10 protein-coding genes are annotated in these 21,039 nt (G+C 43.6%); 4 read left to right on the top strand and 6 right to left on the bottom strand.

The features are described 5' to 3' along the window. Positions 1–2: 2 nt before the first annotated feature. On the bottom strand, positions 3–3,614 hold the full coding sequence (locus GGD38_RS03690) for a T9SS type B sorting domain-containing protein (RefSeq protein ID WP_375299377.1): 3,612 nt from the start codon (positions 3,612–3,614) through the stop codon (positions 3–5). Between the two features lie 128 nt (positions 3,615–3,742). Here GGD38_RS03690 and GGD38_RS03695 point away from each other — a divergent pair, with 128 nt between their 5' ends. Next, a complete protein-coding gene (locus GGD38_RS03695; RefSeq protein ID WP_375299376.1) occupies positions 3,743–4,411 on the top strand; it encodes a hypothetical protein in 669 nt (222 codons plus the stop codon). A gap of 240 nt (positions 4,412–4,651) precedes the next feature. After that, positions 4,652–7,624, top strand: a complete 2,973-nt coding sequence (locus GGD38_RS03700; protein WP_375299375.1) for a caspase domain-containing protein — start codon at positions 4,652–4,654, stop codon at positions 7,622–7,624. On the opposite strand, the gene GGD38_RS03705 is transcribed toward GGD38_RS03700, so the two are convergent. From GGD38_RS03705 to GGD38_RS03725, 5 genes are all read right to left on the bottom strand, one after another. Next, positions 7,621–11,016 (bottom strand): hypothetical protein, encoded by a 3,396-nt coding sequence (locus tag GGD38_RS03705; protein WP_375299374.1) that lies wholly within the window; start codon positions 11,014–11,016, stop codon positions 7,621–7,623. The genes GGD38_RS03700 and GGD38_RS03705 overlap by 4 nt on opposite strands. Then, complete coding sequence (locus GGD38_RS03710) at positions 11,013–13,112, bottom strand: CHAT domain-containing protein (RefSeq protein ID WP_375299373.1); 2,100 nt, start codon at positions 13,110–13,112, stop codon at positions 11,013–11,015. Before GGD38_RS03710 ends, GGD38_RS03705 begins: the two co-directional genes overlap by 4 nt. A 318-nt stretch (positions 13,113–13,430) precedes the next feature. Continuing rightward, positions 13,431–14,261, bottom strand: a complete 831-nt coding sequence (locus GGD38_RS03715; RefSeq protein WP_375299372.1) for an N-acyl homoserine lactonase family protein — start codon at positions 14,259–14,261, stop codon at positions 13,431–13,433. A gap of 454 nt (positions 14,262–14,715) precedes the next feature. Further along, positions 14,716–17,655, bottom strand: coding sequence for a M16 family metallopeptidase (locus tag GGD38_RS03720; protein ID WP_375299371.1), 2,940 nt, complete (start codon positions 17,653–17,655; stop codon positions 14,716–14,718). Positions 17,656–17,934: 279 nt separating this feature from the next. Next, positions 17,935–19,458, bottom strand: a complete 1,524-nt coding sequence (locus tag GGD38_RS03725; RefSeq protein WP_375299370.1) for a hypothetical protein — start codon at positions 19,456–19,458, stop codon at positions 17,935–17,937. A gap of 453 nt (positions 19,459–19,911) precedes the next feature. Here GGD38_RS03725 and GGD38_RS03730 point away from each other — a divergent pair, with 453 nt between their 5' ends. Together GGD38_RS03730 and GGD38_RS03735 are read left to right on the top strand one after the other, a co-directional pair. Beyond that, a complete protein-coding gene (locus tag GGD38_RS03730) occupies positions 19,912–20,379 on the top strand; it encodes a hypothetical protein (RefSeq protein ID WP_375299369.1) in 468 nt (155 codons plus the stop codon). Beyond that, positions 20,376–20,966, top strand: coding sequence for a hypothetical protein (locus GGD38_RS03735; RefSeq protein WP_375299368.1), 591 nt, complete (start codon positions 20,376–20,378; stop codon positions 20,964–20,966). Before GGD38_RS03730 ends, GGD38_RS03735 begins: the two co-directional genes overlap by 4 nt. Positions 20,967–21,039 lie beyond the last annotated feature (73 nt).

The following is a 21,039-nucleotide window of genomic DNA, read 5'->3' on the forward strand; positions in this document are numbered from 1 at the left end:
AATCAGGGCGTCACAATTATAGTTCCTTTAAAAGTTTGCACGGTTCCGTCGATGTATTCCACAGCTGCAAAATATACATAGGTATCAAACTCAACCCGTTTGCCATTCACCCGGCCATCCCAACCAAATTTGCGATCGTTTGCCGGCGAATTAAGTGATTCAAACAGCTTTTGTCCGTACCGGTTAAATACCGACAGGTTCTTTACCTTTCGTATATCCAGTCCGCCCATTACATAAAAGACATCATTTCTACCATCTCCATTTGGCGAAAAGGCATTGGGCATAGCCACCCCGGTTTTTACAAAAGTTTGAATGAGTATATTGGCCGTATCCTTACAATAATGACTATTGGTGGCTGTTACCAGATACTTCATCGAAGAGGATGCTGTTGCAACCGGTTCAGCACAGTTTGTGCAGGAAAGTCCTGACGCGGGTTCCCATAAATACGAGCCGGCCGTACCGCCACTTATTGCTGTTTGCAACGTTACATTTCCAGGCCTTGCCAGCGTAATTATGTTTGGTGTGGCTGTTATGGTAAAGGCATCATACTTCAGATTGCTTTGGTTATTGGTATAATTGGTCTCATTAAATGCGCCTTCCTTTTGCTCATTTATCACCGCTACTACCTCACTGCTGCCCGGAGCAGTTACTATATGGGTAAATTCAAGACAAGGGCCTAAGGCCGCAGCCGGCGTGTAATAACCGGGTGATAACAATACCGTTTGGCCATCGCCCGGCGTTCCGTTATAAAACGATACGGGTATTTGTTTGTAAACCGTATCGTACCCATTACCCATACACACACGAAACTTCACCTGAATGTGCGTATCGTCATAACATTCTGCCGACAACATTTCTACAGTCATATCTGGTGGAAAGATATGCACGTACTCCTCCCCTTTTAATACACAACCATACTTGTTGGTCACTTGCATGCTCACCATACTGCTATCGAGCATGGTCGCTACCGGACTGGCACAATTGGTACAACTTAATGTATAAGCACTACTGTTATTCCAAAGTACCGATACCGGCGTAAAACCAGTTACATTATAATACAAGCTGAACGGGTCTTTGCGGAATACAGTAGTATCATTGGGAAGAACCGTTAATACAGGTGTTGTATACGTTTGGCCGGCAATATTATTGTCATATACAATTTCATTCAACCCGCTTGTTACCGGAAATGCCTGCCGGTCTTTATTCACTACTGCAAACACATTGCCAGTTGTAGTACGCTGAATAGAATGCTCATAATCGCTGCAAACAGCAGCAGAGGCGCCCGGTGTAAGAAAACTATTGCCCAGTTTAACCGCTGCGGGGTCGTTGGGTGAACGGTCGTAAAAATCAACCTGTAATGAGGCAGGTATATTTCCCTGCGTATATGCATTGCATAGGGAGAACGCTACATGCAGGTTATCGGTGCCTGAACATTCCAGGTTGTTCAGCTTTACCGTATAATCGTCTACAACAGGGATATGTACCTTAGCCGTATCATCGCTATAACAACCATTGTTCGTGTAGGCACGCACGCTTACGGTAGCCAGCGTATCCTGCCGGTACAATGCAGTGAACGTAGTACTTGTGCAATTAATACAATTAAGATATGGTGATGGCGCCCATGTTGCCGAAGTAATAGCGCTACCATTGGTAACAACAGGCTCCAGCGTTACCTGGTCGGCAGGTTTTAACGTATATTCCTTTGGGTTAAGAGCTGCACGAAACATAAAGCCCTTTTTAATATTTATATTGTTATTGTACGATTGCTCGGGCAAACCGGTATTGGGTAATGCCAGCGGCATGGTAGTGCCATTGTCGCACATTACCGATACCAGGGTATCTAAATAAGCACGTCCTACATCTACGGTGGTTGTATACTTATAGGAGGCACATTTACCCGGCAGGTCAACTGGCAACAGGTAAGAATTTCCAAGTTTGTTTCCTGTACCGGTACGGGGGTCGGCATCGTAAAAAGATACCGGTGTGCCTTTAGGGATGGTAACATATCCCCTGTTCTCGAACCATAACTGTACGCGCACTTTATCCTGGTTATAACAAGTTACACTTTCAACATGTATTACCCCATCGGCAGTAGGATCGTCTACCACAATTGTCACAGGGTTGGTTGTATCTTCACAAGCACCATTGGTAGCATACAATCTTACTTTGTAAGTGCCCGGAACTTTAAAGATATGGTCCAGTTGCTCATCGGTGCTTACCACCTGTTCTGCCATGCCCTTATCGTTGCTCATCAGCCATTTCCAGGCAGTAGCATTACGACTGCGATTGGTAAATACAACGTGGTCGGTCTCTATATTTTCCTTTGAAGCGATCTTTCGTTTACTTGGGTAGAACCTGGCTACCACACCACAGCTTACCTGAAAGGCATCGGTAACCGTAGCCTTACAGCCACTTGCGTTGTCGGTTACCCGTAATTCCAACTGGTATGTTTTCTTGGCAGTCACTGTAAAGGTATACGTTGGCCCGGTTCCAACCGGTGTACCATCAACCAGCCATTGCAGGGTTAGGCCGGCAGTGGCAGCAGCAGTAAGCACCACCGCATCGCCTGTTACGGGATAATCGATATTCCTTGTAAACGCTGCACTTACTGCAGCGCCACAGGGGTCGTTACAAACCGTACTGTTCACCATCAGTGGTAATGCCGTTGCAATAAAGTTCTGCATTCTTTCTGCCTGGCCGGGTGTAAAGCCCATAATGCAACCTGCGCCCGAGCCATAGTCCATAAAATTATCCGGCAGGTCATCTACATCGGTAGTGAAGCCCGAGAGGGAATCGGTATCGCAGGAGTTCTGTGGCGCAGTACACCCACCGCCTTGAATAGTTCGTTCGGGCGGGGTGTCGCACACCATATCTCCGTCGGTTAAGCAGTCATCGTTCCTGCAATCACGGGCGGCAAAAGTATGTGCAAGGCTAAGGTAATGGCCCATTTCATGTGCTACCAGGTCAACCCCAAGGCCAGACACCACCACATCGCCACCGGCGCCGGCATAACCGCCCATGGTAAGGCGCGTCCAGGTGCCGCAGCTAAAGTCCTGCATATATTCAGAACGGATGTTAGAAACCAGCCATATGTTGATGTAACGTTTTCGGTCCCACGCACCTAATGCAATAAGTTCATCGGCTTCCATATCGTAATCGAAGTCGGAGAGAAAGGAATGCGTTCGCACGATGCCTGTAGTGCGGCCACCATCAGGGGCGGTTTTAGCTAAACAAAATTGAATTCTCGTATCGGTGCGTCCACCGGTAAATGTGCCGGAAGCGCTATAAGCGTCATTAAGTGATTGAATTGCCTGTATAACGGCCGCATCGGTATAAGCATTAGGATTTTCGTTTATAATATGCACTACAACAGGTAATGTAACAACAGCGGGCGGTGCAGCGGATGCGCGTGTGTAATGCTTTTGGGCAAGGGCCTGATTTATAGCTTTCTCTCTTGCCACAAAGGCGGGGTCTTTTCTTAATTGCGTCAATAGCCTGTCGGTACCACAAGGGCGAACAGCTACCGGCATACCTACCTGTGCGTAGGTAACAATGGGTAATATAAAAAAAAGAACAGATAAGAGGATCAGGCCTTTCCGTGTAGAAATAGTCATATCAATGGGTATGGTTAAAACAATTTCCTCTCAGCCAATACCATTCCAAACTTTCAAGTGTGTTTAATTACCACACTAATAAACTATATTGACCATCATAGCGTTCTTACCTTCAATTTAATTAATATATGGGCGTAGAATATCGCCATTACCTGATACCTGAAAATCCTTCGTTTGTGCCTACAAGCGGGGTTATAAAAAGAATGGATGCCGTGCTGGAAAAATGGAAACTAAAAGCCGGGGCACCCGAGATCTATAATTTGAATGTCCAAAGCCAGTCGCTTGTAGCGGCCCCGTTACATGCATTGATATTTGGTCAGGGTTTTGGCATTAAATACCCCTACCTGAAAGACGGTAATGCACTTACCAAAGTAATGGGCCCTGATCACTTTGGAGATAACCTCAGATACTTTTATAACCTGGTATTTGTGGTTGGGCTCGACTATAGAATACACTCGGGCGATCAATCATGGGAAATTAAAGTTATAAAGCCACCGTATGAAGGAGCAACCCAGTTAGAAACGTATCTGCATTATGATGAACTGTTTACACACATGGAGGCTTATCACAGCACATTAACCACAACACCGCCAGAGGTTGCAATAAAACCTGTGTTCCCAAGCCTGGTAATGGACCCAAAGTTCAAAGGTTACTGGCGCACAGCCGTGATCATTGATTTTGGCAAGTCGTATCCCGAATTGACCAATTACAGCTATAATATTCCAAATAAAGAGTTTATCAGGGATGTTGAGGAGGCATGGGGTTGCCAGGTTATAGAAACAGGATCGATCCATTAAAAAAAATAGCAGGTGTAGAAACACCTGCTCACCAAAACTAACTGCTTATGAGATTTTCGATTGCTTTGTAAATCCACACATGCCCAAAGGCATGCTTATTTTACCAGACGAGACCTGTTTCTTTAAGGTTGCATTCTTTTAAAAAATATATAGCCCTGCCTATTACTACTTTCCCCCCACCCAAAAAAAGGTGTTTCCACGGTTTTTGGCCAGCCTGAAATCCTTTAAATTAATAGGACTATGGCAAAAAAAATATACGCCCTGCTGGTGGGCATTATCGATTATAACCAGGAAATATTACTCGACAATAACCGGGTTTATTTTCCCAAACTCAATGGTTGTGTAAACGATGCCAAAAAGATAAAGAAGTACCTGGAAACCAACTACCGCGAAGACCAGCTTCACATAAAAGAATTATACGATAGCGAGGCCACCAAGCAGGCCATATGCGATGCCTTTCAAACCCACCTGGCACAGGCCACAGCCGAAGATTCAACACTCTTTTACTTTTCGGGCCATGGCACCCAGGAGTACGCCCACGAATGTTTTACAACAGAAACAGATAAAAAGCTGGAATCGCTGGTGGCTTATTATACTCCGCAAACGGTTGAAAATTCACTTATTGCCGATAAGGAGTTGCGTTACCTTATTAACCAACTGGCCCAAAATAAATCGAATATTACCATCATTATCGACTGCTGCCATTCGGGCGATATGACCCGCAATGCGGAAATTGTTCAGGCTAACTTTTTAGCTCCGGTGGTAAAAAAGACCAGCGGCCCGTATGCTTTTAGCCAAAGAAAATGGGAGCAGTTTATTTTTCATAACGGTCTTCAGCCCGAAGATGTAAAGTCCAAAGGTGTAACGGCTGCATTGCCCGAAGGCAACCATATTTTGTTCTCCGCTTCAGAATCAAATGAGTCGGCGTATGAAATAGGCGGGGAAGGCATTTTTACAAAACACCTGATCGATACCCTGAACGTTACCAATGGCGGTCTTTCGAACCAAATGCTATTCAACCGCATTAGCATTAGCATGAAGTATGCTTATTTGCAAAAACCCAGGTTATATACCCCCGCTGCCGTTGATGAACTTAAAAACAATTCTTTTTTAAATGTGAATGGCGTACTGGCCGATGATAAGGCCAGCGTTTTTTATAATTCAAAAAAAGGCTGGGTGCTGAACCGCGGCGAGATCCATGGGCTGCAAAAAGATCTGGAGCTTACCTTATTTAATGAAGATAGAACGGTTCAACTGCCGGCTGTGGTCGATCAACTTGAAATAGATCATGCCATTCTAACCCTAAACGGCGAAGCCAATACCCAGGCCACCTATACTACCAACATAAACCGGCTGGCATTAAAGACCATTCGATTGCATACCGCCCTGAATAATGGCATGCCTAAAGACGTTGCAGCTTTAATGAACGCCATCAGCAACATCACTACCTGCAAAATTGAACTGGTGGAGAAAAGTACCGATGCCGACTTTTCATTACAACACCTGGTGGGCATGTATTACCTTACCCGTACCAATGACAAATACCGGCCTATAAGCACCGTGGTGGCAGGGCCCGATTTTGAAGAACTGATCTCCCAATTGCAACACCTGGCCAGGTGGAAATTTATAGAGGAACTTTCGAAAACAGCCAATACAGATGCGGCACAGGCATTGACCATCGAGTACGCTTTCAATTCGCAGGAATACCAGGTGCTGCAACAAAAAGATGAACGTGCCGAAATAAAGATAGAACAGTGGAATGAAGATGGCGACAGTTTTTATACCAACCTAAAGGTTCGTTTAACCAATAAGTCGTCGGTTGATCTGTATGTTGCTATTCTTTACCTCGATATCAATTATGCTTCTGACACCTTCCTGCTTGAGCCTGCGCCCTATCATTTAAATGCCGGCGACCAGGTTGAACTGAATGTGGAAGGCAATGCTGTTTTACCGGTACAATTCTATACACAGGCCCGGTACTTTAACTATCAACAATACACTGAACGCTTTAAGATCATTGTTAGCACAAAACCATTTGAAGTATATTCTATAAAATTGGAGCCATTGCCCGAACCACCCATGCCGGGTCAAATGCGTGGACTGGGGTCAAGGAATTTGCGCAAAGGCACCATTGGCCATTCGGCCGCACTGGATGGCTGGTTTATTACCACCGTTGATATGATAAGCACCAACCCTTCATATAATAATATACCTGCGTCTTTACTGGAAGAAATGTTGCAAGACAGCCAGATGGCGCCTTTTGCCGAAGGTTTATATTTCACTTCTACCGGCACCGGCCCCTTTGACCAGGATATTCAATTAAAGCCCGAAATTGTTATCCAGGAACCAGGCGATGAAGGAGTGAACAGAAAGAACGTGATCATAGATCTGGCCAACTGGTGGTCGCGGAAAAAACGGAACAACTATTATAAAGATATTACCCGCCGCTTCCCTGAAAGAACGGTGATCGTTTCTGAAGGTGATAGCTGGTTTCAGCATCCGCTGGTATATGATATTATCGATCATCTGTCGAAAGTATATGCCATACGATGTGTGGCTGCCGCGGCCGATACGCTGGCAAATTATTTTAGTGGCGATAAAAAACGCGGTGATTATTATTTAGATGTGCTCACTGAAACAAAACCCGCTTTCTTTCTTATAAGCGGTGGCGGTAATGATATCCTTGGTTCTCAATTCAGGGATTTTCTTGTTGACCAACCATATGATAAAGGCCTGCGTGGCAGCACCAATGGAAAAGAGTTCCTTAAAGAGACCTTTGGCTTTCAGATCTCGAAACTAATGGATATTTATACCTCTATGTTTGGGTTGCTGCAAACCCAGTTTCCTAATATGAAAACAATTGTGCATGGCTACGATTATCCCGTTCATCTCGATTACACAAATAAAGGCTGGCTGGGCAGGTATATGATAGAAAAGGGCATTGCCGATACCGCCGATCGACACACGGTTATAAAGTATATAATGGATGAATTCAATACGCAGTTGAGCCAGGTGGTGCAACAGTTTCCCGAGAGCGTTTATTACATCGATGTGCGTAATACGGTCTTATTTAAAGAAGGCGATATAGACCAATGGTACGATGAAATACATCCGAATATCGACGGGTTTCAATCGATAGGTTTAAAATTTATTCAATTAATAGAAAGTTTGAAAAAGCAGGCCATTAAATCTGCAGCGCCTGCACTTGCTTAATTTTTTACGCTATCAACTTTACTTTGCGCGGCCTTAAGGTCGTTGTAATCTTTTTTATATTTTTCAATAAGCGTGTCTTTTCCAACTGACTGTTTCACTAAATAATCACGTTTCTTTTTCAGTTCATTATTGGCCTTTTCCAGTTCTTTTGCATTTTTGTTAAGCTTTGTCAATAGTTCAACATTCTGCTTATTTAACATATTAAGCGAATCGTTTTTCAATTCGGTCAATCTTTTTTCCCGCGCAAGTTCAGCATTATATCTTGCCTTTCTCATTGCATCTTTTTTGCTTTCTGCCAGCGAATCCTTTGTTTGATCAATTAAGATGGCCTTATTTTCATTTTCTGTTCTAACACTATCATACCAAAAGTAGCCGGCTATAGTCAATGTTAGTATCAATGACCATAATATAAACAGCCATTTTTTTCGACGCTCCGATAAACCTTTTGTTTTATAAGTTTGGGCCAGCAACTCATGTTCTTTTTTTTCTTTTTCGGCAAGCGCCAGTTCCTGTTCCTTTTTTTCTTTTTCAGCCAACGCCAGGTCATGTTCTGCTTTCAGCTTCTTTTGTAACAATTGCTGTTGACTGCGCTCCAACTCCAGTTCACGCAGCTTTTGGGCCATAGCCGATTCTTCCTGGTGTCGCAATTCGCTGGCATAGGCTTTTCCTGCTTTTACCAGTTCGAATTCATCTTTAAAAAGCCAGTTATTGGGCGAGGGGCTGCCATCATCCAGTACCAGTTCAAAAAGAGGTTCCAGTTCCCTGTGGCGTTTATGAATTATTTCAAGCAATTTATTGTCGGCATGCATGGGTTCATCGAGGCTTTCGTGCAGTATATCATAAGCGGTGCTGCGGTTGCCTTTCCAATCTTTAACCGCGGCTTCAATTTTTGGCTGCAGGTACATTTGTGCGCCCGGCTCCTGTACCTTGTTCACAATTTGCCTTATTTCATCACAGTAAATCAGCAATGAATCGTGTATGGGTTCATAACAACGGGTCACACAATTGTCTACGATAATATCTTTCTCCCTGAAAAAACGGGGAATGAAATTGATGAGTACCTGTTGCACGCGGTCGGCCTTGCACGATTCTACATAATATAAACTGGCAACAGGTAATGGCCTTGCCTTGGGAATGGTGTCTTTGATGATGATCATCCGGGCCATTATTTCAAGAAAATAACGTTTGTCGGCTTCCGGTAGTTGCAGGTAAACATTGGTAAATTCGTTTTGCAGGCATTTTACGATCTCCCCTACTTTTCTATATCCATCTAAAGTGAGGTTCAGTTGGCTGTACTCACGTTGTATATTAAGCACATCGAGCACCTGCTGCTTGTACAATGTTTCCATGGTGAACGACAGCAGTGGCAAAAAGTAACTGGTGTTTATGGCATCTGCAGCCACTATCTCGGGCAAACTCGCTGGTTGAAAACCAATACCGCGTTCAAATGCCGGCCCCACTATAATATCGAAGATCTCATCCTGGTTGGGATACCGTAACAGTTTTTTATACTTACGCCATTGGCTGATGTTGCGATCAAATTCGTGCGCATAGTCGTGCCTTATAGATACCACCAGTTTAAAGTTGCCGCCCCGCTGGTCTATTTCACTGGTTAAAAATTGAAGAAAACGTTCGAACCTGTTTTTCTCATCAAGGGTAGCTTCGCGAAACGTGTAACATTCTTCAAACTGATCAATATACAGGCAATGATTTACACTGGCGCCTGTGGGCAACACACCCAGGTGTTTGTTAAAAAGCGTCTGCAATTCTTTGGTAAAAGCATCGAGGTCGGCGCCTGGCTGCATAGTTGAAGTCCCAAAACCTGCCTGCTGCATGGCTGGCAATAAACCACCTTTAACCAGGCTCGATTTACCGGTACCCGAATCGCCCACCACTACCAGGTATTTATTCTCGGCCTTTTTTAAAAACTCTACATACTCGCTTATCACGGTTTCCCTGCCATACAGCACGGGCAGGGCCGGAAAGCTCTTTCTTCCCAAACCCGCATAGGTATTTGCTTTATTGGCAATACTGTCATAGTCGTATTGCCGTAAACCCATATAGGGGTTCTGCGCCAGTTTATGCGGCGATAATTTTTTGGGGAACCGGAGGGGTAAACCCGTGTATAGCTTTTTTATTGGCTCAACCAATGTATCGTGGCGTAGCTGAAAATAGCATTCTTTTGCGCCATCGGGTTCAGTAATTGAAAAGCATTGCAGTATTCGTTTATCAACCATATTATCGCACCAGGTGCGTACATCATCGGTAGTTATCTGCAGGTCTTTTTGCTTTCTAACAGTACCATTGCCATTTTCATTGTACCCCAGGCTTTGCCACATCAACTCTTCAAATCGGCGAAGTGCAACCGGCTTCTTTGTATTGGCGTCGGAAATGGCGTTGTACAATAAGAACCAATAGGGCGCTTTCTTAAGTCGTGCCCCATTGGCCAGCTCAATATTCACCGTTGTGTCCAGATAATCTTTAAGCGGGTCGGGCGAAGCGCATAAGCGTTCCACTTCCAGGTCTACAGCGCCCACAGCTTCCGTTTTTCCATCCGCCTGTATTTCTTCCCACAATAAAAATAACAGGATCTGTAGCTTTTGGGCATTGAATGAATCGCCATTGCTGCAACTATCAATAATGCGACTCCTGATTGCATCAGAAGAGATCTTTTGCGCAAAGCCGGATAGCTGTGGTTCAAGATCGGGATTGGTTGTAGTAAGCAGGTTATGAAAAATATCGTGGGCATCATTCTTCTTTATATCTCTTACTGCCATGGCATCCTGAAAAACGCCATACAGTATACGCTCTACTTCCTGTATGTATCCCAGGTGCTCTTCGCGCAAAACAAGAATGATCTTCTTTTGTATACCCGGCGTATCCATCAGGTCTTGCAGGGTTTCCAAAAATGCGGTTTGTTCGTCTTTTTCGCCCACGAGGAACAGTTCTTCCAACTGATCTATGATGAGGTAAATGGGCCGGTTCCATTTAATATACAGCGCTTTCATTAGCTGCACTGCATCTTCACTGGCAAACGATGTTTCGTTAAAGGCAAGCGTATCGGTAGCAAGGTCTTTGTTGTGAATATTATCAAGGCTTTCTTCCTCTAGCGCATATTGAATACCTTGTTTTAGTGAATGGTTTATATTCAGCAACCTGGTTATTCGTATAGGCAGCCAGTTTACCCGGTTAATGCGGGCCGAAAGCGTATTGTTGATAAAGCTGGTTTTGCCTACGCCCGATTTACCAAAAACAACTATGATCTCTTTCCATTTCAACAATGCCAGCAAGGCCTGGGCCTCCTCTTCCCTACCCATTAGTTTATAATGATCGTTCAACCCGTAAGGTTGCAGAAAAAGAAATGGATTTATGTTTGATGCTGATGAACTCATACGAGTGGGGCAGCTTTTGGTTTTTTGTCTCTTGTTAAAAGCAGGTACAGTAACGTGATCTTTTTAAACTGGTCGCGTACGCGCGCAAACCGTTGCCGGGCCTGCATCCTTAATTCCCGGTTAGATGCACCGGCAATCTCCGGCGAGAATTTTAAAAAGGTGGTATCCCTGATGTTGAGCACCGCATCGGAGGTACTGGTAATATTGATCTGTATGGTACCCTTCCCTTCTGCATCTGTGTACTCCATATAATTTCCCTGCATGCCATTGAAGAAGTACAGCAACGTATCCTGTTCAAAGAACAGGCCTACATTGATCACAAATGGCGAAAGACTTAGGTAGTCGAGGAAATTCTTGCGGTGGGTAACGATCAGCACGCTGTAATTCTCGGCAAAGTTCTCACCGTACGTAGTGGTTTCGGTTGAAGGCAACAGTCCGCTAACGGTAAAAATATCGTGACAAATAGAACGGTACCTTCTGTCTCGTCGCCGGTAGGCCTCTACTTTACCAACGGTAATGATCTCATACAGCATCAGGTATCTGTGAATAGAGAACAGCGAAATAAGCGCCGATTCCATTCTGTCGCAATAACATTGCAGTGTTTCAAGCGACGACTGTTCAATGGTCTTTGCCGTAAACTTATTGATGATGGCAACAGCCACTTCATGTATGCTGTTACTAAGCGCTACATCAATACCCGATACGTAATTATTGCCATTGTACTCGCCCACAAATTGCCGGAACGATTTTTTATCGTCGTTCGATAACTTGCTTCTTCCCTCAGTAAGAAAGGCCACAATGTTGCGCATCATATCAATATCGAACCTGATATCGTTCAGGTTCTTTTGCCCATCTACCAATTGCTTTAAGGGCACTGCTAAATTATTTTTATGCAGTGCCTGGTTAAACAGTTTACCAAGGTCTTCACGCCCGCTTTGACTAACCATAATGACCGTTTCCATAAAATCAGACATCATGATCTCAATTGCCGTTCTTATAAATTTCTGGTATAGATCAACCTGGTAGGTAAGCAGGTTAAAAAGAATGGTTTTGTTGTTGCTTATAGGGTATTCAAGCTGCGCCCGGTTGTCTTTTGAATAATTGATCATATCGCGCACGGGCGAAGCATGCGGTGCCAGCAACAGGTTGTACAAATAGTCGATGAGGTGATTGGTACCGGCCGCGTTCCAGCTAAGGGCCTGTTTGTGTTGATTGGCAATTTCGGTGAAGATGCCAAAATGCGGATCGGTATTTGGCAGATCGGCCTTTAGGTCTATAACGGCCTGGCCCAGGCTGATAAGAAAATCGAACGAAGGTTCTATATGATCGATGGGCGACAGCTCAGTTTCATCAACCAGCTTCCAGTTCTCATTGGCCGTGCGTTGGGCAGGGCTCACATCTTCACTGTGATAAATGGCCCATTCAAACACACCTGTACGTTCCTTACCCGGTTTTACAATGGAGCGGGCCGTTTCGGCTTTATCAAATACTTCAATAGCTTTGTTGTATTCGCCCGTTTCTTCAATTCGTTTATCGTATGCTTCATTGCTTTCCGTTGGTTGTTGGGGCGGAAAGTTCTGCTGCAACCTGGCCTTTATGCCATCCTTTATATTTTGTTTTGCAAAATCAAATGCCTGGCCTATGCCGAGCTTGCGGGCACATAGTGCCTCATAAAAATAAGCGCTGAAATCGCAGGCTATTTTATCGTATACGGGCGCTTTTGTAGCAATAACCACACTGGCGCCGTATTCGAGGAACTTATCAACCAGGTCGTGGGTGGCGCAGCCATTCAGGAATACCAGCTTCAGGTGTTTGGCATAACGTATCATGGCAGCCAGAATGTTCCCATGCGAAAGCTCGCCATCGTCCATTAGCATTTTGCCGCTGCCGGCATGACCTGAGAAATGAAATAACCTGATATCTGCTTTGGAAAGAAATGTTTCAAAAACCGCCTGTTCCGTTGCATTATAGTTGATGATGGTGTTTATAGTATCTGCTATGGGGTCGAAGTATTCATGGAGCTTTTGGAACTCCTGTTTTACAAATTGCAGATCCCCTTCCGGGTTGGCCGCCGTTAGAATGCCGAAATATGGCATAACAACACATTTAGTTGGAAATTAATGGTATAACTCTTCCATTAAATTTACGTAAAACCGGGGGCCCGGGGTACCGTTAAAACACCCTTATTTCCGGGAATTCAGGCTCCAGGCTTCAAGCCACAAGCTGCAAGCAAATACCAATACAGCTGAAGGCCTAAAGCCTAAGGCTGAAAGCAAATACAAAAGCTGCAATTCGGAACTGTATTTACTTTTTCATTTCTAATTCCTAATTTTTCATTCCTCATTTTACATTAAAAAGGTGCTGACACCTGTTAGCGTCAGCACCTTTGCACTATAAATATTTTTAATTGGTTGCTATTTTAACCTGATAACCCCTTCGGTAATGGGTCTGAACTTTGAGAAAGTGGCCGCATCATAACCGGGCTGGGTAACCAGCTTTTCATCGGTCACCAGCATTTGCATACGCTGCATGGCCTTTACATAGCCATTGGCATCGAATGTTTTGAAAGAAGGCGCCGGTGTTACGAAGTTAGAGTTATAGTAGATCCAAACGTTATCTGAGGCCAGGGCCATATTACCCAGGCGCGTTCTTACCAATACATATTGTGGCAATACCGGTTTGCGTGAACCGGGGAATATTCTGACACCTTCAATAATTTCTTTATTATACCCTTCTTCCAACACCACTTTGCCTTCGGTCTTTAGGTCGATTAGTTTTTTTACTTCCCGTCTGTTGAACTCGCTGTTTTCGCCACCTTTTTGCCAGGCAGTTGTAGTGAAATAGTTATAATCGTCTTTTTGCACCCATACCCTGGCATTGGGAAACATGTCAACGCTGTTAATATGATTGAGGTGAGGATAGCTTAAAATGATATCGGTAACTTCTTCCGGACGAACTGTCAGTTTTTGAAGAACCGAATCGGGGCGCAGGTCATCGATCATATCGAAATCTTTGGCCGCTTCAACACTGTACAAATAGCCGGCATCCATTAAAACGGTCTTACCATTTCCTTTTATCAGCCAGATCATGAAATCGATGCTTACACTGTCGGTGGTGCTTGATTTAGCAGTGGAATCATGCGATAAAGATGCATACTTCAATGCCGTTACTTCGTACTGTGGACCTTGAGCAATAGCCGCAAAAGAAAGGAACAATGCACTTAAAATTACACACGTTTTTTTCATAGTTCTGATTAATTCTTGCTTTTATAGGGTAGTTTATCGTTATAAGCGAACAAAATTATGTTATACCATCAATATTTTCTACTCACATCTGCCATTTTTACTTGTACGCCCTACAGAAAAGACAAGTGCGATGCTTCTTATACAAACGTCTTGCCAGTTGTAATATTTCTAACGTACCTGTAAAAAGTTATTAACTTAAAAATTTTGTAGAATATATTTGTTTGGTGAGTGGCTTCGCGAGTCGTGAAACGTGAAACGGCAAACGTGAAAGGGTTCGCAAATTTCCAAGGTCCACTTCAATTTTTTTTGCCGATCACCGACAAGACGCGAGCCTCGAAATTAGGCGGATGTTTGCCGTTTCAACTTTCACGATTGCCCAATAAAAAAGGCGAGCTCCTCATAAAAAGGAACCCGCCCATAACCTTGTTAACTCGTCAACCAGTCAACCAGTCAACTAGTAACCAAACAACTCCTCCAAACTCAACTGCTTCACTTCGCCAATCGCTTTCAGGTCGTCGAGTTTTATTTTTTTATCAGAAGCTACCACACAGTACGTATATGATTTACCGCTGATCTTTTCTTTGTGCATGTTTTGAATATCCTGCAATTTCAAACTGGCCAGTGCAGCATATAGTTCCTTGCGGAAATCGCCTTTCCAACCTTTTTGCTGTGCCGACAAATATGATGCAATGATACCTTCTTTGGTAATACGCTGTGTTTCCAGGTCTTTTTTGAAACCAGTTCTTGCCAGTTCAAAACGTTGTTCCGAAGCAGGCAGATCGGTGAGTAATTCATTCATGCCTTTGATGGCCTCGTTCATTTTATCGGCCTGGCAACCTACATACGCCATCATATAGAAAGGATTTTCCTTTTTAGCAGGCGTGTTGTAAGAGGCATAGGTTGAATAAGCCAACGCTTTTGATTCACGAATGGTTTGGAACACTACTGAGCCCATACCACCGCCAAAATAGTTATTGAACACATTTACCACCGCTTCTTTATTGGCATCGTACCCTACATCGTTTCTTACCCAGGCAATTTCACTTTGCACCATATCGTAGTTGGTAAACAACAACTGGGTGTTCGATTGCACTGCAGGTGTGTAAGTAACTTTTGCGGGATATTCGGTGAATGAAGCAGGCAGGGTATGCAGTTTGGCAATATTCGTTTTAAACGCCGCATCGGTAAGCGGACCGTAATACATGATGCGGTGTTTGTACTTCATTAAACTATGTAAGATATTCACCAGGTCATCTGCTTTCAACTGGCTGATCTCAGCATCGGTCAACGAAGAATTGAAAGGGTTCTTTGCGCCATACCGGGCATAGGAAACCATGCCCTGCATAATGCTTTGTTTGTCGGTTTTGGCGTTGGCGCGCGCTTTCATCAGGCGCGACTTTAACGCCGTTAACGCACCTTCATCGGGTTTGCAATTGGCAAGTATTTCTTCAAATAAACCAACCGCTTTTTCGAAATTCTCCTGCAAACCACTAACGGTAACTGTAGTTAATTCTGCCGAAGTGCTGATGCTGAAGTTACAGGCAATGTTGTAAAACATTTTACTGATCTGCTCAGCTGAGTATTTATCGGTGCTCAGGAACTGCAGGTACTGGGCGGCCAGTGATAACTGTTTTGTGTTCCAGGTGCCCATGTCGAACTGATAATACAGGCTGAACAGGTCGTTTGTTTTATTCTGCACATGTAATACATCGGCAATTCCGGTCTTTGAAAGCGCAATATCCTTATCGTAATCGAGCCACAGGGGTTGAATATCGCTTACGGTAATGGCTTCCATTTTCTTTACATAGTCAGATGATTTGCCGGCATTGGTTTCAATAGGTGTAATAGCAGGCTTTTCTACTTTTGCAATGTTCTTATCCTCACCTTTTCTTTTATAAATGAGCACATAACTGTTCTCACCCAGGTATTTATTAACGGCAGCTACCAGCTCGGCCTTTGTTACCCGGGCCATATCATCGATGTACGATACGTCTTTATCCCATTGCTGGCCACGGTTCTTGATAAAGGCATCCATTAATTGTTGAGCGCTTGAAGTACTGTTATCGAGGCTTTGCAACAGGGCCAGTTTTGTATTGGCCACAATGGCTTTGATCATCGATTCATCAAACTCCCCTTTTCTCAACAATTCCAACTGGGCCATCAGCAGGTCCTTAACATCTTCCAACTTTTGTCCCTGTTTAGGTGTACCCACCATCAGGAACATGCCGTAATCTTTATACTGTTGTAAACCGGCCTGGGAGCCCTGTAATTTTTGTTGTTTGTTGAGGTTAAGGTCAAGGAGACCGGCTTTACCATTCGACAAAATTGAAGAAGCCAGGTCAAGCACCATAGCGTCGTGCGCGCTGGCAGCAGGCGTACGGAAACAGATGCGCATGTTTTCGGCACTGGGCCCAAACACCTCTTTTACTATAGGTGTAGTGATCGGTTTTTCAGGAGCAGTTTTATATTCCTGCACCGGTTTGCTTTGCATGTATGCAAAAGCCTGCTCTACCTTTTTGATAATTACATCGGGATCAAAATCGCCCGACAAAATGATACCCATGTTATTGGGTACATAATACTTATTGTAATAATTCCTGATAGCAACCAGTGAGGGGTTCTTCAAATGTTCAACAGTACCAATGGTTGATTGCTGGCCATAGTTATGTGTTGGGAACAAACCTGAGAACATGGCTTCCTGTACTTTGGCGCCATCATTATCGAGCATGCGGTTCTTTTCTTCATAAACAGCTTCCAGCTCGGTATGAAATAAACGGAACACGGGGCTACGGAAACGTTCTGCCTGAATAGAAAGGAATTTATCGATAGCATTGGCAGGTATATCTTCTTCGTACACAGTTTCCTCAACCCAGGTATGGGCATTGGTCTTTTGTGAACCCAGGTTGCTCATGAGTTTGTCGTACTCATTGGCAATGGCAAACTTTGAAGCAACACCAGAAATACTGTCGATGGTTTTATAGATCTCTTTACGCTTGGCGGGGTCGGTGGTAGCGCCATATTGTTCGTAAAGGGCATAGATCTTATCTATATAAGGTTTTTCTTTCGACCAGTCGAGCGTACCGTATTTATCGGTACCCTTAAACAACAGGTGCTCGAGGTAGTGGGCCAGTCCGGTATGATCTTTAGGATCGTTATTGCTACCGGTACGCACCGCCATGCGGTAAACGATGCGCGGTTCTTTGTGATTAACTGTTAAAATAACAGATAACCCATTTTTAAGGGTGTAGAACCTGCTTTGAATGGGATCGTTGGTTACATATTTGTAGGTGTAACCACCAGCGGAGGCCTGTTTCCACTGGTATTTGTTCTGCGCCATGCTTTCGCAGGCTACCGAAGTGAGCAGTAAAAGGCCAAAAACCTTGTTTAAATGCATATTGATACGTGGGTTTACTTAAGCTGAAAACTGAGCAAGATCATGTAGTTAAGCAGGCTCAATGTTCAGCGGTTATACAAAAACAATCATACAATCTTATAAAGACGCATAAGAACGCGCAAAGTATCCCTTGCGTGCGTAACTTTTTTATAGCAATCTGTATAACTGGTAAATATCACAGACGAACGGTTGGTGCGGTCAATGGTGAATAGTGAGTGGTGACACAAAAAAGCCCCATCCACTATTTGGGACGGGGCTTACCCTATCTGCTTTTTATACTTAAACAAGCAAAGTTAAATTACGGAAGTAGGAAGAATGGCCAATATACCCATAGCCATTGGTTGTGCGGGCCCAGGCCTGTATAGTAAAGCTATACGCGCATTGCAGGGGCGGCCTCCAATTAGCCGGCACAGTAGGAACTGCAAAGTTCAGTACGCCGGCCCAGTTGGTGCCTGGCGGAACAGCCGTTTCATAAGCCTGGCTGTAAATAGCCGTAGACTGATTTTCGCCATAAGTGGCACTAAAGCTCCATGCACGCAAATTGCCTTCGGGATCGTTGGCAGTTACATTGAAAGTAAGACCATCGGTACCCGCACCTATTTGTTCAATAGCACATGCAGACACTTCAACAGCGCCATGTTTTATGCTGTTTATGTTTACGGTAGGCACATTATTATCAATATACAATGACAGCACTTGTGCTGCAGAAGCAACCGGGGTAACACCATCTGCCTTAAAGAACTCTACTTTAAACCTGTGTATACCAGTATCCATACCATACGTAGAGAACTGGATCAACAGATCATCGATAGAATATTCTTCGGCCGGATTTACCAATGTATATTGTTTGTTAACATCGGCGCCAAAAGATATGGGTATATAGTTAGCGCCCGTCCAACGGTAATTTGTCCACGCAGACACCAATGGCAAAAAGGTAGCGCTGCCCGGTGTTGCATGCATGATGCGGTATTTATTAGCGCCAATACCAATGAGCGCATTCAGGTTCACCGAGTTGGCGATAAAATTCAGTACACCTCCGAAAGCGGCATTGTGGGCTTCAACATAATAACCGGCGGTGGTGGTTGCTCTACCTGTAGCTGCGTTCAGTACAGATGAAGAAGTAGGGATCAAACCCACCGTACCAATGATAGCACCCATCAAAGATGGATTTGGCGCTGGTTTACGCGCAAAGTATAATTTGGTAAGGTTAGAAAAATTCTGATAGAAGTTGGCCGGGTAATCAATGGTAAGTGCCGGATTGGTACTATGTACACGGAAACCAAAATAAGTAAAAGGTAAACCCAGCAATGAGAAAAGGCTGGCATTTATTTCTGTCAATGCAATTTTGAATTTCCAGATACGATGCGGCGTAGCAGACTTTGGTGAAGGCCCAAACTCAATACGGCTTTTTGATTCGGGTGGTTCTGAGATGCCTGTCCATACACCGGGCCCCAGGTATTTTTGAATACCCATTTTATTAGGGTTACCGGGATACAAGCCGTAGTTCACATCTTTGTTGGCTGAGATGCCACGGTTTTCATCTACATCAAAACTAAGCCAGTAATAATCACCGGTACCCAAATCATTACCGGTGTCGGCAAGCACATCGAGCACGAGATACAGGAACTTTGCGTCGTTCTTGGCATATACCCAGCCATTGGGGAATTGAAATTCGCCGGCGCCGTTCCAGATGCTGTCCATAATGGAGGTAGCGGGGTCAATGGGCGATTCGGTCCATTTACTGTTCAATGAGGTGGTAAGGGAAAACGTGTGCGCCAGGGAGATACTTTCTTCTGTAAGCATAATTGAAATTTGTTGGTTATTGACAATGATGATGAAACATGACAGCTGTTGTGATGCAACCGGGTTAAATAAAATGGTTGGGACCTAAAACCGGGAAGTGGGTTAAACGAATTAGCTGCTACAATAAGTTGCCATTAACCAGGAAGAGATTACAGGAGTGGTAAAACAAAGATGAATGAATAAAGTGTAACAAGCACCAGTAGTACCACCCTAACAGAAACGTAATACTACGGAAATAAATGGAATAACATTCATGTTATAATGGATAATGATCGTGGTCATTTTCTTTACAGATATACCATCATCCTCGTATCTTTAACAGGATGTCGCACACTATGTTCACCAGACATCAAACTACCTGCTAAAGTATCTACATGGCTTCGTTTGAACGGAGATTGAAGTAACACACGCTACTTAATTCTTTACATTTTTTGTAAACTTTTTATTACCTTTATGTATATAATTGAGGTATGCAGCGGCGTACGCAAAGAAGCCATTATTAAGACCGTAGAGCCTTCAGATTTTGCCCTTTTGACTAAAAAACAGTATTCATTTAACTGGAAATCACTTAAGAAAAGTACTACAATTTATAAGCTGACCATTGAAGGTGAAAAAGACATTTTAGGTGTGATGGCGCTTATAGATTATCCAGAAGAAAAAAGGATAGAAATTAAGCTGTTAGCCAGTTCATTAGAAAACCAGGGCAGAAAGAAAAAGTATGAAAGGATTGCCGGATGTATGATTGCGTTTGCATGCGATTTAGCAGGTAAAAAATATCATGAAGAAGCATGCGTTTCATTAGTACCCAAAACAACATTATTAAATCATTACAAGCAGAAGTATTACATGGCCTGGAATGGTCGGCAATTATTTTTAGAGTATGCCTCATTAAATAAACTATTAAATGAATATTTCCCATGAGCTATAAGAAACTTAGAAAAAGATTCACACCTGAGGAACTGGTAGATGGATTTGTGTTCCCCGTTAAGCTTACGGCCAAACAAAAGAAGGAAGCAGCCGAACAATTAGCCGAGGCACGTAAAAAAAGCCGGGCTACAATGACCGATGAAACTAAATTCAGTCTCCGGACTCACGGTATAAGATCTCGAATTACGGATGCCTTACAAGAAGACACATTCAACCCTGAGCATACATTTGGTTATTTTCTAAAAATGTATATTGAACTACTGGAAAAGAAAAGAAAAGAGTTTGCAGCAGAGATCAGTATAGAGGATACATTGCTAAGCCAGTTGATCAATGGGCACCGGTTCCCTCCAGATTACGTTGCAGTAAGACTTGAACTACATTCAGATAATATTATCCCTGCCACTCATTGGCTCAAACTGGTTGAAAAACAACGATTACACGAAGTTGAAAACGATGAAGAATTTAGAAAGAGGGAAATGCCATTTGTGAACCATGGGGAAGAACCAAAGAAAAAAACTTCGAAATTAGTTTATCGTAAACCCGGCAAACTTAAACAAGAAAGAACATCAACCCATAAATAACAGGTCTGTCATTTTATATCCGACATCACTTCATATATCCGGCTTACCTGTTTGAAATTATTTTTGTATTAGC

Origin of the sequence: Niastella sp. OAS944 (genome assembly GCA_024809215.1) — a bacterium.
Taxonomy (GTDB): Bacteria; Bacteroidota; Bacteroidia; order Chitinophagales; family Chitinophagaceae; genus Niastella.

Excerpts from the sequence above, each read along its gene's own strand:
- GGD38_RS03690 (WP_375299377.1), bottom strand. The coding sequence starts at position 3,614 with ATGACTATTTCTACACGGAAAGGCCTGATCCTCTTATCTGTTCTTTTT.
- GGD38_RS03695 (WP_375299376.1), top strand. The coding sequence starts at position 3,743 with ATGGGCGTAGAATATCGCCATTACCTGATACCTGAAAATCCTTCGTTT.
- GGD38_RS03700 (WP_375299375.1), top strand. The coding sequence starts at position 4,652 with ATGGCAAAAAAAATATACGCCCTGCTGGTGGGCATTATCGATTATAAC.
- GGD38_RS03705 (WP_375299374.1), bottom strand. The coding sequence starts at position 11,016 with ATGAGTTCATCAGCATCAAACATAAATCCATTTCTTTTTCTGCAACCT.
- GGD38_RS03710 (WP_375299373.1), bottom strand. The coding sequence starts at position 13,112 with ATGCCATATTTCGGCATTCTAACGGCGGCCAACCCGGAAGGGGATCTG.
- GGD38_RS03715 (WP_375299372.1), bottom strand. The coding sequence starts at position 14,261 with ATGAAAAAAACGTGTGTAATTTTAAGTGCATTGTTCCTTTCTTTTGCG.
- GGD38_RS03720 (WP_375299371.1), bottom strand. The coding sequence starts at position 17,655 with ATGCATTTAAACAAGGTTTTTGGCCTTTTACTGCTCACTTCGGTAGCC.
- GGD38_RS03725 (WP_375299370.1), bottom strand. The coding sequence starts at position 19,458 with ATGCTTACAGAAGAAAGTATCTCCCTGGCGCACACGTTTTCCCTTACC.
- GGD38_RS03730 (WP_375299369.1), top strand. The coding sequence starts at position 19,912 with ATGTATATAATTGAGGTATGCAGCGGCGTACGCAAAGAAGCCATTATT.
- GGD38_RS03735 (WP_375299368.1), top strand. The coding sequence starts at position 20,376 with ATGAGCTATAAGAAACTTAGAAAAAGATTCACACCTGAGGAACTGGTA.